Source organism: Paramesorhizobium leguminum, from assembly GCF_003217235.1.
In the GTDB taxonomy this organism is placed as follows: Bacteria; Pseudomonadota; Alphaproteobacteria; order Rhizobiales; family Rhizobiaceae; genus Paramesorhizobium; species Paramesorhizobium leguminum.
Map to the genome: position 1 here is coordinate 1 of NZ_QJTF01000039.1, position 15,215 is coordinate 15,215.

Annotated in this window: 13 protein-coding genes; 6 read left to right on the plus strand and 7 right to left on the minus strand. The window is 56.9% G+C overall.

The annotated features are described in order from the left end of the window. The 6 genes from C7477_RS19390 to C7477_RS18150 form a co-directional block, all read left to right on the plus strand. The coding region (locus C7477_RS19390; RefSeq protein ID WP_281032557.1) for a type VI secretion system Vgr family protein at positions 1 to 831 on the plus strand (831 nt) is incomplete at its 5' end. A gap of 2 nt (positions 832 to 833) precedes the next feature. Then, positions 834 to 1,181, plus strand: coding sequence for a hypothetical protein (locus C7477_RS18130; RefSeq protein ID WP_110754732.1), 348 nt, complete (start codon positions 834 to 836; stop codon positions 1,179 to 1,181). A gap of 1 nt (position 1,182) precedes the next feature. Next, on the plus strand, positions 1,183 to 2,637 hold the full coding sequence (locus tag C7477_RS18135; RefSeq protein ID WP_110754734.1) for an HNH/ENDO VII family nuclease: 1,455 nt from the start codon (positions 1,183 to 1,185) through the stop codon (positions 2,635 to 2,637). An 11-nt stretch (positions 2,638 to 2,648) separates the two neighbouring features. Then, positions 2,649 to 3,185 carry an SMI1/KNR4 family protein gene (locus tag C7477_RS18140; protein WP_110754736.1) on the plus strand — a complete coding sequence of 179 codons (537 nt, stop codon included), beginning with the start codon at positions 2,649 to 2,651 and terminating at the stop codon, positions 3,183 to 3,185. Between the two features lie 119 nt (positions 3,186 to 3,304). Continuing rightward, positions 3,305 to 3,607 carry a PAAR domain-containing protein gene (locus C7477_RS18145; protein ID WP_110754738.1) on the plus strand — a complete coding sequence of 101 codons (303 nt, stop codon included), beginning with the start codon at positions 3,305 to 3,307 and terminating at the stop codon, positions 3,605 to 3,607. 9 nt (positions 3,608 to 3,616) lie between these two features. Further along, positions 3,617 to 4,165 carry a hypothetical protein gene (locus tag C7477_RS18150; protein ID WP_110754740.1) on the plus strand — a complete coding sequence of 183 codons (549 nt, stop codon included), beginning with the start codon at positions 3,617 to 3,619 and terminating at the stop codon, positions 4,163 to 4,165. 836 nt (positions 4,166 to 5,001) lie between these two features. Here the strand turns inward: C7477_RS18150 and C7477_RS18160 are convergent. From C7477_RS18160 to C7477_RS18190, 7 genes are all read right to left on the minus strand, one after another. Continuing rightward, on the minus strand, positions 5,002 to 5,751 hold the full coding sequence (locus C7477_RS18160) for a M48 family metallopeptidase (protein ID WP_110754742.1): 750 nt from the start codon (positions 5,749 to 5,751) through the stop codon (positions 5,002 to 5,004). Further along, entirely contained in the window at positions 5,751 to 9,017 is a 3,267-nt protein-coding gene (locus C7477_RS18165; RefSeq protein WP_110754744.1) for a type I restriction endonuclease subunit R, read from the minus strand. The genes C7477_RS18160 and C7477_RS18165 overlap by 1 nt, the downstream gene beginning before the upstream one ends. Positions 9,018 to 9,033: 16 nt before the next feature. Then, entirely contained in the window at positions 9,034 to 10,314 is a 1,281-nt protein-coding gene (locus C7477_RS18170; protein WP_110754746.1) for a restriction endonuclease subunit S, read from the minus strand. Further along, positions 10,307 to 12,772 carry an N-6 DNA methylase gene (locus C7477_RS18175; protein ID WP_110754748.1) on the minus strand — a complete coding sequence of 822 codons (2,466 nt, stop codon included), beginning with the start codon at positions 12,770 to 12,772 and terminating at the stop codon, positions 10,307 to 10,309. The genes C7477_RS18170 and C7477_RS18175 overlap by 8 nt, the downstream gene beginning before the upstream one ends. A 348-nt stretch (positions 12,773 to 13,120) precedes the next feature. Further along, positions 13,121 to 14,518 (minus strand): hypothetical protein, encoded by a 1,398-nt coding sequence (locus tag C7477_RS18180; protein WP_245411899.1) that lies wholly within the window; start codon positions 14,516 to 14,518, stop codon positions 13,121 to 13,123. Between the two features lie 37 nt (positions 14,519 to 14,555). Further along, positions 14,556 to 14,843, minus strand: a complete 288-nt coding sequence (locus tag C7477_RS18185; protein ID WP_110754749.1) for a conjugal transfer protein TraD — start codon at positions 14,841 to 14,843, stop codon at positions 14,556 to 14,558. A gap of 1 nt (position 14,844) precedes the next feature. Beyond that, positions 14,845 to 15,171 (minus strand): conjugal transfer protein TraD, encoded by a 327-nt coding sequence (locus C7477_RS18190; protein ID WP_110754751.1) that lies wholly within the window; start codon positions 15,169 to 15,171, stop codon positions 14,845 to 14,847. Positions 15,172 to 15,215 lie beyond the last annotated feature (44 nt).

Sequence of the window (15,215 nt, forward strand, 5' to 3'; positions counted from 1 at the left end):
GGCGCGACCTGGGGCCACATGGCCATCCCGCGTATCGGCCAGGAGGTGATCGTCGATTTCCTCGAAGGCGACCCCGACCAGCCCATCGTCATCGGCCGGACTTATCATGCGAGAAACAGGCCGCCCTATAAGCTGCCGGACCATAAGACCAAGATGGTCATAAGGTCCGATACGCATAAGGGCAACGGCTTCAACGAGATTTCCTTCGAGGATGAAGCCGGGCGGGAGAAGATCTACGTCCACGGTCAAAAAGACCAGGAAATCCATATCGAGAACAACCGCTCCAAGCGCATCGACAACAACCAGTCGGAATCGGTCGGGCACAACAAATCGATCGAGGTGGGCAACAACCATCACGAGGTCATCGGCGGCAACATGACGCTGATGGTCGGGCCGAATGTTTTGCAGAAGTTCGTCACCGGCAAGTTCAAGGCATTCACCGACAAGATCGGCGGATTGGCAAACAAGCTCGGCATTCCCGACATCCTCAACATGGGCGAGGGAAACCTCATTATCGGCGTCGGCAAGAACAAGGCCGAGACGGTGATGGTGTCGTCAACGGAGGTGGTGGGAGGCGCAAAAACGGTGGCCGTCGGCGGCGGCATGCAGATTGCGGTCGGTGGCGTGCTCAATCAGGCAATCGCCATCGGCGCTTATGAAGAGGTCGGCCAGAACAAGGTCGTCGTTGCAGGCAAGCGGATGGAATTCGTTTGCGGCAAGTCGATGATCCAGTTGAATGAGGACGGCACCATTATTTTAGAAGGGGTCAAAATTCTCCTAACCGGGAAGGACCGGATGACCGTCAAGGCAGGCAAGGTCGAGATGAACTGACCATGTCTTACAAAAACGGAATCTTCCCCGAACGGAACCAGGCACGGAAAAGCCAGCGCGAGGAGAAATTCGCGCAGTTCTTTGCCGATCTCGGTCTGGCTCCCGAACCTGACCCCTTTGCTCATGAACCGGATATGCCGGGCCAAGTTGCGGCTGTCGAAGCATTGCTGGCCAAAGCGCATGGTCTGCACGGGGACAGCAAAAGTGCGATCGAGGCCTTGCAGCGCGAAGTGGGTTTCCTGCGCGTCGGCGCCCCGGTTCTTCCGACCACGTCCTTGGGGCGGCCGGACATCAACTCATGCAGCGTGACGGCCATGACGCTTGCCTTCTTCATGCAGGAGCTCGGGTAACATGGCAGAAGCAGGTCTCGCCCCCGCCGCGCACCCGGATAACAGCTTTCTGAGCCAGTCCCAGAACACCGCGGTCTATGCGCAGAACCGGCACAATGAGTTGCTGGCGCAATTGCGGTTCATGGGGCTGCTGTGCGGCATAAAAGGGCCGAACGGCAAGCCCGAGGATGTCGCAAATGCGCGTAACGCCGTCATCGAGGCCCTGTCCGATTTTCTTGCGAGCCAGGGCGGCCCGCTCGCGCAGCAGGTCCAGCAGGACTATGACCGCTATCTTGAGATGCGGCAGGGTCTTGATCTGTTCAATCGGTTCGGAACCGCCGAGGCGATCGATATCGGCAATGCGGTGAATAATATCGGAAGACTTGGCCATCCTGCCGATAATGCACCGTTTCTGGGCGAAATTGCCGATGGCAAGCGCATGCCGGACGTGGGCAATGGCCGCATCTCCCAGCCGGGTATCGATTATATCAGCCAGGCCCACGGCTATTACCAATCGGCGGCAAAAAAGCAGCAGCAGCTGAATGCAATCGTCGCCGAGCGCAGGCGGCAGTGGTGGAATTCGGTATGGGAGAACCTGACTTCCTATTACAATGCGCGCCTGGCCGAGATCAAGCAAGGCCGCATGCTCGAAGCGGTGGCGAAGCCGGCGATCGATGCTGCTTATGTTGTCGCCGAAGAACTGATCTACGCCGGTATGATCTCAGCCATCGTGGCGATAACCGGGGGAGCTGCGGCGACGATCGGCATCGGGCTGCGCATGGCGATTTCGATCGGGTCCCGCTCGGCACGTTTCCTCACCCGCGCCGGTTCCGACCTGATCGAAGCCGCCGCACGTCAGGCGGCCGATACCATATTCGATATCAGGATCACCAAGGTCGAGCCGGCTGCGCTGCCAGGCCAGGGCCAGCCGGGCCGTCTGCTTCATCGCCAACAGGTTGATGTTGAAAAGGACCTGACGCCCGAGGAAGCCGCGGCATTCGGCGAAGGCGGCCTCGGATCAACCCGCCCCGATGCCGACGCGCCAGAGCAGGGGCCTAGCGGAAATTCTAATCGGCAAGCACAATCTGGGAATCGATGGCAGGCTCGGGAAGTCAATGGTCGGCGAGTCTATCAAAGAGATGATCTTATCGATCCGAATTTTGTGGATCCCGATACTGGATTAACAAACCTTGAACACATGCGCGCGGGGCGACCGCCTATCGGTCCTGATGGGAATCAAATCGAACTTCATCACATGGTGCAGCAAGAGGGGTTACCCTTTACCAATGATATGGCTCCCTTAGCTGAGGTCGAGAGAAGCTTCCATTCAAAAAATTATAACGCAATCCATATTTATCCACGGGGTGATCCTGACTATATCAGTTGGAGGAAACTCAATCCTTCTAACGCACGCCGCTATGACAATTATCGAAGAAAATACTGGCCAACTCGTGCTAAAGATTTCGAACCTGACTGACAGGATGCGCTATGTCTGAACAAACTTATCGCGAAGCCATTAGACTTCTTCAAAATAATGGGCTCCACCCACTCAAGGTGCGACGTCCAGCGCTGGAAGACATCATTCTTCTTGAACGGCGGTTGAATGTCCGTCTACCACGCTCTTATAGAGCAATGTTGCTTGACTTCGGCTTACTCCAGGTGGAGTCAATTTCTATTGCTGGAATTGGTAATGCTGGACTCGACGGGACGACCAGTAGCAGTGTCGTCTTTTCCACGGAGAAGGATCGAAGAAATGGTTTAATCACGGATACGATGATACAGATTGGCGTAACTGGCTATGGGCCGTTCTATTTCATTGACTGTGCAGAAATTGATGCTAACGGAGAAGCTCCCGTTTGGGAGGCTCAGGGGAATGGTGTAAGCTATGGCAAGGCAAAAATTGCAAATAGCTTCGGTGATTTTCTTTTGAATGAGGTGCACTCGCTTCTCAAAAATCTCCGAGAAGATCATGAGTCGGAATATTCAAAATATTGGAAAGAACGATCTAAGGATTTTGATCATTAGGGTTTGACATTCGCTTAAAGAACCAATCACGCGATAAAGCGCCCTTCGGCAGGAGGAAATTTACCGCGCAAACGAATGAACTTAACCGATGAATTTCCACTATTAAAGGAAATCGATCGATGCCAGCTTCCGTCCGCAAAGGCGACATCGGCTCCGGCCATGGCTGCCATTACCCGCCCACCCCGGCCATGACCGGCAGCCCGAACGTATTGATCAATGGGATTCCTGCCGTGCGGGTGGGCGACGCCTATGCCGCGCATGGGTGTCCATCCTGCCCGGCTCCCGCCCACGGCCGGGCACAGGCCGCCGGGTCGCCAACAGTGTTCATCAATGGCCGTCCTGCGGCGCGCATCGGCGACGCCATCGATTGCGGCGGGGCGGCTTTGACCGGCTCCGGGAATGTGTTCTTCGATGGGGAGTAACGGATAGCCATGACCGCGCAGAACACCGCCCTGCCGCAACCGATCAGCCTCGGCGACGGCCTCACTCCGGTCGATATCTGGCAGAGTCTTCACGCTAGCGAGCGTAGCTGGATCGCCAAGGCGGGCGGTGCGCCGCGCTTCGTCTTCAACGAAAACGCAGATAGTTCCGATCGCATGCTGCTGGAGATGTTGCCGGCATTGCCCGTCCGCCGCTGGTTCGACCTGTGCAACGGCGCGGGCTGGACAGTGCTCGGCGGGGCCGCGCTCTCCTGGTGTAAAGAGGGCAGCCTCGGCGATGTGCTGCATGTTTTTCGGGAATTGAAATTGATGCCCGAACCCGGCAATGCATGGGAGCGCGCTGCCTCGCTCATCAATCCCGCAGCCCTGCCGGAAAACCGCCTCTCGGCGCTCATGGCCTTCGGCAAGGACGAGATCGGCGTCTGCGTGCTCATCGCCGCGAGGCAGGAGCGTCCGGCACTCGATGTCCCTTCCGAACAGGTTGCTGCGCTACTGCCATCCATCCGTGCGTTGATCGAGAGCCGTATCGCTGCATTCTAATAAAACGCGGACATGGGCTGCGGCACCAATACCTGGAACACTGACGGTGTTGCCGATGGAAATCGGATAGTGTATGAAAAAGACATTATGCTGCCGACCGAAAAAGCAAGTTGAGATGGTTGCACGCCCCCGCAACCAGTTCAGACATAAATCGCTGCAAATCCAGATATAATAATCACTTAGGCCGCCTCAGGCGGTCGTTTGCATGTTCTGCGTAGCACGTATTTCCCGAACGGCCTTTGCCCGGCGCGGCAGCTTTGCGCCGCCCTAAATCAGGTATTAAGGCATCGGAGATGCGCCCGCAAAAGCGGACACTCGCTTTCGCGTTTGTCGAAATGCGAGGAGAAGCCAACGCGCCGCAGAAAACCTGCTTGTGTTCGGCGAAACATTGCTCATCCTCCGGATTGCCCCGCGCGACTAAGTCGCGACCCAATTCGGCGATTTTGTCCGCGACTTCCGCCATCGACTCTTCGGTGGTGCTCAGCCCGGCACACTGATGGTCAGGATCGCCGTGAAAGGTACGCCTTCTTCCGGGCATGATCTCACCGGTTCGGGTTTAATATTCAGCGAACAGACGCCAGTTCGACGACTCCAACACCTGTGCGAACGTCTTTCCAAAAACTTTGACGGGGCTCCATTTCAGATCATGTTCGATGCGCTCCGCCTCTACGGCGTGTCTCCCCAGGATGGCGGAAGATAGAGAGGATCAAGTTTGCCTCCCCAGCTTCCGTTGAAGCACCGCGTCGAGTTGGCCCTTACAAACTTTGGCTCGATTCTTGCGTCTAAGGACGGCGTAGAAACCAAGGTGAGCTTTGCGCGGCCGCAGCATGCAAACGCTATAATCCCTCGACTTGAATACCATTCTCCGCCAGCCAGGACTTCCGGGTTCGCCAGTCGGGGAGGTGCTGTTCGACCTTGAGCCAAAAGTTTGCAGAGTGGTCTGGGTAGTGTGCATGAGCAAGCTCATGGACAACAACATATTGCGCAATCCTCGGTGGCAATAAGATTGCTTTCCAATGAAATGAAACCCTATTGCCGCCGAAGGATCCCCATCTGAAGCCAAGATCTTGCACCGTGATTTCGTTTACTTGAACATCCATACGATTGGCATGTTCGGCGACCTGCTGTGAAAACCATGTCAAAGCACGCCTCGTGTACCATGCGATGAAGACGTCTCTGGCGCGGTGGGTCGAAGAGGACCGAAGGCAGAAGCGGCCATTCTTGAGGCAAAGATCAACAAGCTGGGCGTCCATGAGCCGCAGGCGATAACTTTTGCCGAGATATAGAAAGCCTTCACCGTTGACGAATTCTTTGACAGGAGCGCGCTTCTGGAGCCGTGCCTTCTCCTCGATCTTGGTATGAATCCACAGCAATTTTTCTTCGACGAAGGACGCCAAGTCTCTTTCCGGGACCTTGGTCGGGGCCGTAATCGAGAGCTCTCCTGAGCGTTCCACTGTAATCTGCAATGTCTTTCGCCTGTCGCTCCGGCGAACCTCGAATGTGAGGCCATCCACTTCAAGGCTTTGGCCAGAAATACGTGCCAACTTGCCGCCGGTGCGAACGGGTGAAAGCGGGAGCGAAGGCATCAGGCGCTCCTAAGCATGGAATCGTTGGCTTTGGCCTGCTGCAGAAGCTGATCTGCAAGGCGTTCAGCGCCTGCAACGTCAACGCCTCCCAGTTGTTTGTCAAAAATGATTTCGAATATCTCAGAGCGCAGGTTCTCCTGATCGGCCATCTTAAACGAGCTCCAGATGGACCTGTTGGCACGGACCTCTTCGGTAATTCGATCCACCACCTCAACAGTCATACGGTGGATTGTGTTGAGCTCGAATTCTGAATTGTGTCCGTCTGCGGCAAAGGCGTCCAGCGTAGTTCTGAGGAACGGAAGATAAATCGCAGGTACATCCGATGGCATATCAGTATCAGCACGGCCCCCTGAGCGCAGCTCATCGATAATTACCTGCAATTGCCGAGCTATTTCCTCCCATTGTTGTCCGAAGCTATGAAGGATTTGATTCAGGCGTTCAGACATTCGCTTGAAGCGGACAGGGTCGGTGTCCAGATTTTTCCTGATGTGAGAACGGATGGCATGCTCCATTTCGGAAGCCTTGGCCCGGTTCCCGGATGCCTGACCGACCTGGCTCTCGAATTCAGCATCCGTCAGCCGAACAGGCGGAATTTTTGGATTGATCCCCAGTGAGATGACGTGCTCGTCAATGAGCTTGCGTACTTTTGCACCGACATCGGAGCCGATCTGCGCCATATCGCGGTACCGGTTCCTAGCCCGTGCATAGATGTAAGCAAGCCGTTTGGCGTCCTTGACGAAAGGCAAGCCTTCAGCTCTCGGAAGTACCATCTCCAGAGATTTCAGGAAATCCTTCAACTTCACAGAGAATTCGGCCCGGGCCTTTTCGGTCGCCAGCACATTCAGACATGTTTCATCATCCGCCAGATCATCGAGACCCGCACGTCGGAAGATGTCCACCACACGGACATGGCGATCTCGAAGAACGGGTATCTGGTCATTCAGGCTGACGAGCGCGCCATCGATGTCTTCATCGGAATATGCCGCAAGAGCTGCCTTCAGATGATGGGCAACGCCGAAATAGTCGACCACAATGCCGCAGGTCTTTCCATGGCCAGTCCGGTTCACGCGGGCGATTGCCTGCAAAAGCTCGGCCTCTTGGATTGAGCGGTCAAGATACATCACCCCCTCGATGGGAGCGTCAAACCCGGTCAGCAACATCGATTTCACGATCAGGAATGCCAGGGGATCCGTTTTGGAAGGGTCGGCATGGAACAGCGGTTTCTTGAAGCGCTTGATCCGCGCCTCCTGGGCGCTCCCATCAGTCCATTGTTTCCAGCTCGGGTCATCGTCGTTGCCGCCGGACATGACGGCGGCAAACTCGATCCGTGCGAGAGCATCGCGGTAGCGCCAGGCTTGCACGAGTGCCTGGAGCCGAGGCGGCTTTGTACAGAGCGCCTCGTCGTCCATGGCCTTTTCATCATCGGAAAGCGCCGCGACTTCGGCCAGCATTTCGCTCATCGCTTCCAGAAGTGCCGCATGATATCGTACGACCGCAGTCCGGCTATATGCGACCACTTGAGCCTTGTACCCATTCGGCAAGATGTTGGTCACGTAGTGCCGGAGCATGTCGCGTGCCTTTTCTGCGATCAGGGCGGGGGCTTCGAGGATGTTGCCCTTGGTAGCGTACTTCTTGCGGATCGCCTCCAGTTCTTCCTCGCTACGGTTCTGGAACATGTCCTCGAACAGATCATCGAGCGTCGCACCATCCTTTACCGCGCCTTCCGCCGTGCGTCCCTCGTAGAGAACCGGCACCGTGGCGCCATCGGCTTCGGCTTCCTTGATCGTGTACTTGTCGATGAATTCACCAAAGATCTGGGCGGTGCGCTTCTTCTTTCCCATGATGACCGGCGTACCGGTGAAGCCGACGCGGGCACAGTTCGGCAGAGCTGCCATGAGGTTTGCGTGCAGATCCCCCGCCTGCGTCCGGTGTGCCTCGTCCACCACAACAAGAATCGTGTCGTCCTCGTTCAGCACCTCGAACACCGGGCCCTTCGTGACTTCCGGCCCATCCTCGTCGGTGCGGTATTTCTGGATGGTAGCAAATACCAGCCCCGGTCCCTTGCGCTTGGCAAGCTTCTTCAGCGATCCGTTGCTCGTCGCCAGCTCCACCACGTCACCCGAAAGCGTCGCCGTCTCGGATAGCTGCCTCTGCAAGTCGCGCCGGTCGGTGATCACGATGACCTTGAACTTCCGCAAAGCCGGATCGGTCCGCATCTTGCGGACCATGAACACCATGGTCAGGCTCTTGCCCGAGCCCTGTGTGTGCCAGACGATACCGCCGCGGCGGTCATATTCGCCATCCTGCAATCGCGTTTTGCCCGTTCGCAACCGCTTGAGAGCGCGGTTCACGGCGCGATATTGCTGATATCGGCACACTGTCTTGATGGTTTGCCCGCCGACCTGCATGAACAGCAGGAAGTGCCTGAGGATGTCAAGCAGGTGCGCAGGGCGTAATACGCCGGCGACAAGGCGTTCCTGCTCCGACAGCACGGCTTTCCCTAAGCCTGAGGCCGCATCGGCCTCAGTTCCTGTGCCATCGGGCCCTACGACCGTTTTCCACTGACCATAATGTTCCAGCTCTGCACCAATGCAGCCCATGCGGGCCTCATCGAAACTGGTGGCAATCAATAGCTGGACAGAGGCGAAAAGCGCTGGTGCGCCCTCATTCTCCTCCACTTCCAGCGCAGCCTTCCGGCGGTTGTGGTAGCGGCGCAACTGGTTGACCGCCTCAGCCAAGGGCTCGGGAATGCCGGGGCTCTTGGCCTCCACCACGACAAGCGGAATGCCGTTCACCAGCATCACGATATCGGGGATGATGAAGCCCTTGCCCACATCATGGCCGGGCGGGCAGTCGACCCGGAACTGGTTGGCAATGGTGAAGCTGTTGGCGGTCACATCGTCCCAGGCAATATAGCGGATGGTCTGGCCGCGTCCGCCGTCCCAGCCGGGCAGGCCCTCGACCGTCAGACCCCTGAGCAGCAGATCGGTGACCGCCTGGTTCGCCTCCATCAAGTCGCGCTGGCCGTGGCGGGTCAGTGCGCTGACGGCCTCGGAAAGGCGCGCATCATCAAGCCAGGGCTTGCCATCCGGGCCAGGGTTGATGGTATGCAGGCGCTCGCGCAGGGTGGCCTCGGCGATGACTTGCTTGAAACTCGTCCGTCCAGTGAAGCCCGCGTCATCCATGCTGCCAGTCTGAGCCTGCCAGCCCATGGCGACACATTGGTCGATGAATGGCTTTTCGACATCGATGTATTCGTAATCCATGGGCAGATTTTTCCGGTTAGAGCAGAGGCGTGACCGAGACCCGGCCAGTCAGCAGGTCGTCCATCAGGCCGGATTTCAGGAGGCGAAGCTTGGTAAGCATGTCCTCGTTTCTTTCGATTTCGCTGTTGATACAGAGGGTACGTTCGAGAATTGCCGCCTGTTCACCAATTTTAGGCAGCGCAATTTTTAACTCTCGCACGTCTTTCAAGGTGACTTTCGGACGAGTAACGCCCGCAGTGATTTGATCAACTTGCTTTCGAAAATGCGACGAATTCATTGAGGCCGAAAGCCATTCTGAATGCACTAGGCTTAGCTTTGGACGAATGCAAACGACGTCTGCTGTCACGATTCCATCCGCCATGCTAGCAGGATAGACTGCAGAAATGCATGGAGGAAATCCCATCTTCGTGGCGACTACGTCACCCGCTGTGACCTTGTGAGCGGAAAGGGCCTGAGCTTTTCTTGCGTCCAAGAACACGTTGCTCACCCAAAGGAAATTATTTGCCCGAATGTCGCGGACGAATACGACGGGAACACCTTCAGCGCGGTAGTCTGATGCTACCAAGTCACTGCCAAATGGACCAATGGTAGTGGAGTGGGCAAGTTCTTTAATGGCTATAAGCTCCCAATCATTCGGCAACCGTCCGAGCGGGGTTTGTTTATAGAGCTGGGGAGCCTCGGTCTGTGAGGGGCGGAGGTCGCCATTCGCGTCGATGCCGCGGGTTAGCAGGTCATGCAGCAGCCCCTGCTTCATCGCCTTCAACTTGGCCACGACCGCCTCGGTGCGCCGTATCGCGGCATCAAGCGTGTCGAGAATCTCGGCGATTTTCGGCTGGTGCTCTGATGGGGCGAGAGAGACCTGAATGTTCAGATAGTCTGCTACCTTGATACCCTTGACCGTCGATCCGATTGAAACTCCCTCGGCTTTGGGTTTTGCATGATCGGCAAGGTGCAAAAGATATCTGGTCGATACGTCGCGTGCAGGGACCAACGCCTTCAGATCTTGATTGATCGTGACATCCATTGGAGCGATGGCAACGCGTCCGACGGCCATGCGTGTGCAAACGATGGGCGTATTCGCCGGGATCAAATTCGCTGCGCTAGCCTGCAAACCTTGAACAGATATTTGCTCCTTTGTTGAAAGCAGTACGGTCTGATCTTCGATGAAGTCCTTGACGGAAGCCCAAGGGATCGGCCCTGTCCAGAACGCCGGGTTCTGACGTGAGGGTGTGCCGCCCCCGATCTGGTTGGCGATCAAACTGCCAATGGGACCTTTGGGGAACCTTTGCTCAGACATACCTCAACCCCTTCAGGAAGTCGTTGAGTTTCTCGGTCGCCTCGGACCGCGCACGCTCCATCTCGGTCAGTGTCACGCGATATTTGTCCCACCAATTTTCAAAAGCCTCCACGATTTGTCCGCGTTGCGCGGCGATGTAGCGGGTCAGGATCTTCTGCATGTCGTCATGCAGGATCTTCAGCAGCAGTTCGGTCGCCTCTTCAGGTGACAGTTCGTCGACGCCCTTGTTCAGTTCGGCGGTGAACTGGTCCTTCTTGGCCTTGAGGGTCCTCTTGACCTCGCTTAGCTCCTTTTTCCAGCGCCTGACCTGCGCCTCGTCCACCGCCTCGGCATCGTCCTCTTCTTCCTCGCCGTCTTCAGGCGTGGTGGTCGCGGCCTTGATCTGCGCATCGATCTCGGCCTTGCGCGCCTCCAGCTCGCTGATTTCCGCCACGAAGTTCCCCATCAGGAAGGCAACCAGCTTGTGGTTCAGCGGGTTCTCCTTGCTTCCCTTGTCCTCAAGCGCCGTCACGATTGAAATGCGCCATGCATCAACCACCCCCGTCGTGCCGCGTGCCATAAGCGTGAGGAAGTCGAACCGCGACTGGTTCCAGAACTGCGCGATGATCCCGCGCACGGTGAACCGGTCCAGCATGGCGAGGCTCTCCAGCGTGGTCGAGAAGCTGGAGAGGAGTTCGTCGCGCAGCTTGATGAGGGAGCTTGCATCGTCGTCTTCCGCTAGCGCGGTGATGTCATCGGTATGGACCGCCCACCACGTTTTAAACTTGTCCCATATCGCGGCCTCACGCGCCATGAGGCCGGCATTGGTCTCGATCGCGCGCTTGATGTCGGCCTTGGTGTTCAGACGGGCAGCAAAATCCAGATAGCGGCCATCGCGCGGCGTGAGCAAGTCCATCGGATCGAGACCATGGGACTGGAACAGCTTGGCCTTCGCCGCGACCTCGGTTTTCGGGACGCCCCCGACAAGGTGGGCGCGCACGTCATGCGGCTCCGGCGGCGGCGCGTTATCGGCGTAGCGGCGGATGTTCAGATTCCAGTCGTTCTCTTCCAGCGTCTTGAGATCAACGATGGCGGAGAAGCCGGGGATTTCGCGATATTCCTCGAAAGTGGTAACGATCTTCTCTATGTGTTCAGGCAGCAGGTGGTTCTGCGCGCGTCCCTCGAAGTACTCGCGGTCGGCGTTTATGAAGAGCACCTTGCCTTGTCGTTGCTCAGGCTTGCCTGAAACCAGGTTCGCGCCGCGATAAACACGCTGACGAAGGACGATGACGCATGCGGGGATGCCCGTGCCGTAGAAGAGTTGCGGGCCGAGGCCGATGACCGCTTCGATCTGATCATTCTCAATGATCTTTTTTCTGATCTTGCCTTCGTCTCCTCCACGGAACAGCACCCCGTGCGGCATGACGGTCGCGATCATGCCGCCTTCGCGCGTGACATGTAGCATGTGCTGCAGGAACATGAGGTCAGCCTTCTTCGAGCCGAGAGGAACCTCGTGGAAGAAGCGTTCACGGAACTTCGGTTGCCAGGTCGAATTGCCTGCTCGATCCTTGTCCTTCGTGCCCCACGGAATCGAAAAGGGGGGATTCGTCAGGATTCGATCGAACCGCCGAAGCTCACCATTCTCGATATGTTTCGGTTCGGCCAGAGTGTCCTCGTTCCAGAGATCGGGGCTGTCGATCCCATGCAACAGCATGTTCATCTTTGCGATGGACCAGACAGTGCCCGCGTTTTCCTGACCGAAGAGGTTCGCCTTGCGACCATCCTGCCCATGCTCGTCGATATATTCCTTGGCGGCGATCAGCATCCCGCCGGAGCCACAGCACGGGTCGTAGATGTCATGTTCCAGAGTGGGTTTCACCAGCCGGACCATCATGCGGACGACGGAACGCGGGGTGTAGAATTCGCCCCCCTTCTTTCCCGCGGAATCCGCAAACTCGCCGATCAGATACTCGTAAGCAGCGCCGAGGAGATCCGGAAATTCGAAGTCTTCGTTGCGGAGTCGAATCTCGCCGAAGTGCGTGATCAACTGACGAAGTTTTTGATCGCTGATTTTGCTCTGGCCGACCTTCCGGGTGAAGTCGATGTGGTCGAGAACGCCTTCGAGCGCGCTGTTCTCGGATTCGATGCCACCTAGGGCTTTATTCAGCGTGTCGCCGATATTTTCATGGGCTTCGTTGACAAGGAATTCAAACCTGGATTGAGGCGGAACCCAGAAAGTGCCGCTACGCCCGTACCAGATCTTCTTTTCCGCATCTTTTGCGGCCTGCTGCGGCGAAACACCACTGGCAACGCACTTTTGTATCACTTCCGATCGCGCTTGTTCGAAGACGTCGGAACATCTCTTTAAGAACAGCATCCCGAAAATGTACTCTTTGAACTCCGACGCATCCATTTTGCCGCGGAGGATATCTGCTGCGCTAAAGAGATGGCGTTCGAGCTGAGCTAGGGTCAAAGGCATTAGATTCTCATCACTGTCTGCATGCAACCTGCGCCATCTGAATGGCACGGGCAACGATGATTTGTGTACATTGTCGTGTAGGGGCAGGGCGCGGCGACGCAAGTCCGGGCATGCCTCCTTCGGCGCTACACGACTCAGCCTCGGCGTCGATAAACTTTGGTCTTTGCATAGGCAAGCGGGGCCCTTCTCCATGCGGGACCGGAGCTGTCATTCCTAACGATGTCTTATGCATAGCAAATCGAGGTCTGCATCCGAAAGCCGCCCGTTAGCTCGCGGATCCCACGCTGCTCTAGAACGCACTAAACCCCAATGTGGGCGCTATAGCTATTTATGTGAGCTTTTACGCAACTAGGGGAATTTTGAACGGTACCTCTCATCTGGTGCTATCCAGCCTTCTATGAAATCCAGCGGATCAACATTTTCCATCATTGCTCTGGCGCGCGCCAGGCGTTCTTCGAGACGCTGCCGACGGTCGCCATCCGCGCTCTTCAGGCGTTCTGTCGCGTCCGCGAAAAAACGCTCAACGGTCATCGCTTTTCCCCACCTCTCGATAATCTCAGCAAGCTGCCGTCGGCTGTCGGCGAGAGCCTGAGCCGTCTTGCGCGCATTCTCCTGCCTTTCGTAGCGCTCCCACTCCTCTTCCCGCTCTTTCTTTCTCTTCGCCTCCGCCGCATCCTCGGCGTTCATGAGACGTTGCAGATTGTCCCAGGACGCCCTTAACGTCTTGACAATCTCCGGGATCAGACTCTCAAGTGACTGCTGCTTCGTTTCTTGCCAATTGAGAGACCAATCGACGCCTCTCTTTGGTGAGTAGGCAACGATCCGGAAACGCCCGCAGGGCATATCCTGTTCTCTCGTCCAGGAGTGTGTCAGCTGCCGAGATTTGGCTGATCGTATGTGACTGCTATCCTCACGATGGTAATCGCCATTGAGATATCGCATCGTTATTCGCTCGGTCATTTCCGTGACGGTGAGTGCGATTGGCACCGTGTCGATATAAAAGACAGTTGGTCTGTCAGGAGCCCAAATGCTTCCGGTGTGGTAGCGACCGTATCTGCGATCCTTTCGCTCTATCTCTTGCTCTCCCACATTAATACGTTGCAGATTTTCGGCGGCCTCGGCGATGTGAACTCGATACCCTTGCTCGTCGAGCGCAAGATATAGAGCGTTGGCGATGGAAAGAGCACGCGGCAGCTCGGCTTCTGATGCAATCAGGTCCGGCAGGATTCTTTTGTAGGGCCTGAGGAATTCGCCATTCTTAACCTCCCGTGTTTTTCGCAAATGTTCTTCGACACCAAAAAGCAGCGGGTGACGTGCCGGACGGCGAAATTTCGCAGCGGGCTTTGGCTTGCGGGCCACGCCTTCCTCTGTCGTTCGCATTTTTCGCGGCTTGGAGACTGACGGCAGGATCTCAATGGTCTTATCGGGTGCTTCTGGCAAGGGAGGTAACTCCGCCGGAAGTCCTAAGGACTTGCGAGTCCAGTATCCCGATCCGGGATAAGGAACCTGGTATCGTTTGCAGATGGCGGCGAGTGCCGTGCCGGAAATTCCGAGCTCCGGCGCGACTTTGCTGAGCGGTCTCTCGCAGACCCGTTTATAAAGCTCAAGGCGCGTCACCTGCATAGCGAATATCTCAACGTAGTCAGAACCGAAATCGCAGTGCAGGTATACCGATTTCTCCCGTCTTTTGAGTGGGATTATGCCTTTTTGTACCATTTTTCGAAGGCGAAATGCAGGCGCGCTCATCCCGTCATGGCTGATTCCGGGAACTAATCCCGCTTGGCTATCTTCTTCTGGTCAGGCGGGCGGACGACGCCAGTTTTTGCGCGGGTTTGAAGCAGGCGTCTGTCGCCTCACCATCTTCGAATGCGTTCTTTCCCTTCGCTGTCCACAACGCTTGCGCCTGTTCGCCCTGATCGCCTTTGAGCTTTTCGGCCATCCAGATGAGCGCGCCGAGGATGATGACGCGGTCGTCGCCGGTCAGGTCTACCACACCGGCTTTGATGACGAGGCCGCCCAGCTCAATCAGATGCCGCGTGCGTTTGCGGCGCTCGACCTGCCAAGACCGCATATCACGCCGCGCCCGTTGCGCCTGATGGCGACTGCGCGCCGCCCGGTTGCGGCGAAGCGCTTCCCGCGTCGTCGTCATTTGCCGCAGCAGTTCGCTGCGATTTGCTGCGAAAGAACGCGGCCCCCCGCTTGGCCCACGCCTCCCTTTTCTCGGCGTCCTTCGTCTCGGCCAACACGATCAGCGCTCCGGCCAGTTCTTCGGCGCTGAGAGCGTCGGCCCCGGTGGCGATTATCAACTCGCCCAGTTGTTGTACCCTGCGGGTTTTCAGTTCTCGCGCCTTGTCTTCCAGCGCTTTCAGCTCCGCATCAAAGTCCCTCGGTTTGCGCATGTGCCGTCTCCATCATTTTCGTTCGTGGTCGAGCAATGATAATA

Bases quoted from the DNA above. Each gene is read 5' to 3' on its own strand.
- C7477_RS18130 (WP_110754732.1), top strand. From the start codon at position 834: ATGTCTTACAAAAACGGAATCTTCCCCGAACGGAACCAGGCACGGAAA.
- C7477_RS18135 (WP_110754734.1), top strand. From the start codon at position 1,183: ATGGCAGAAGCAGGTCTCGCCCCCGCCGCGCACCCGGATAACAGCTTT.
- C7477_RS18140 (WP_110754736.1), top strand. From the start codon at position 2,649: ATGTCTGAACAAACTTATCGCGAAGCCATTAGACTTCTTCAAAATAAT.
- C7477_RS18145 (WP_110754738.1), top strand. From the start codon at position 3,305: ATGCCAGCTTCCGTCCGCAAAGGCGACATCGGCTCCGGCCATGGCTGC.
- C7477_RS18150 (WP_110754740.1), top strand. From the start codon at position 3,617: ATGACCGCGCAGAACACCGCCCTGCCGCAACCGATCAGCCTCGGCGAC.
- C7477_RS18160 (WP_110754742.1), bottom strand. From the start codon at position 5,751: ATGCCTTCGCTCCCGCTTTCACCCGTTCGCACCGGCGGCAAGTTGGCA.
- C7477_RS18165 (WP_110754744.1), bottom strand. From the start codon at position 9,017: ATGGATTACGAATACATCGATGTCGAAAAGCCATTCATCGACCAATGT.
- C7477_RS18170 (WP_110754746.1), bottom strand. From the start codon at position 10,314: ATGTCTGAGCAAAGGTTCCCCAAAGGTCCCATTGGCAGTTTGATCGCC.
- C7477_RS18175 (WP_110754748.1), bottom strand. From the start codon at position 12,772: ATGCCTTTGACCCTAGCTCAGCTCGAACGCCATCTCTTTAGCGCAGCA.
- C7477_RS18180 (WP_245411899.1), bottom strand. From the start codon at position 14,518: ATGAGCGCGCCTGCATTTCGCCTTCGAAAAATGGTACAAAAAGGCATA.
- C7477_RS18185 (WP_110754749.1), bottom strand. From the start codon at position 14,843: ATGCGGTCTTGGCAGGTCGAGCGCCGCAAACGCACGCGGCATCTGATT.
- C7477_RS18190 (WP_110754751.1), bottom strand. From the start codon at position 15,171: ATGCGCAAACCGAGGGACTTTGATGCGGAGCTGAAAGCGCTGGAAGAC.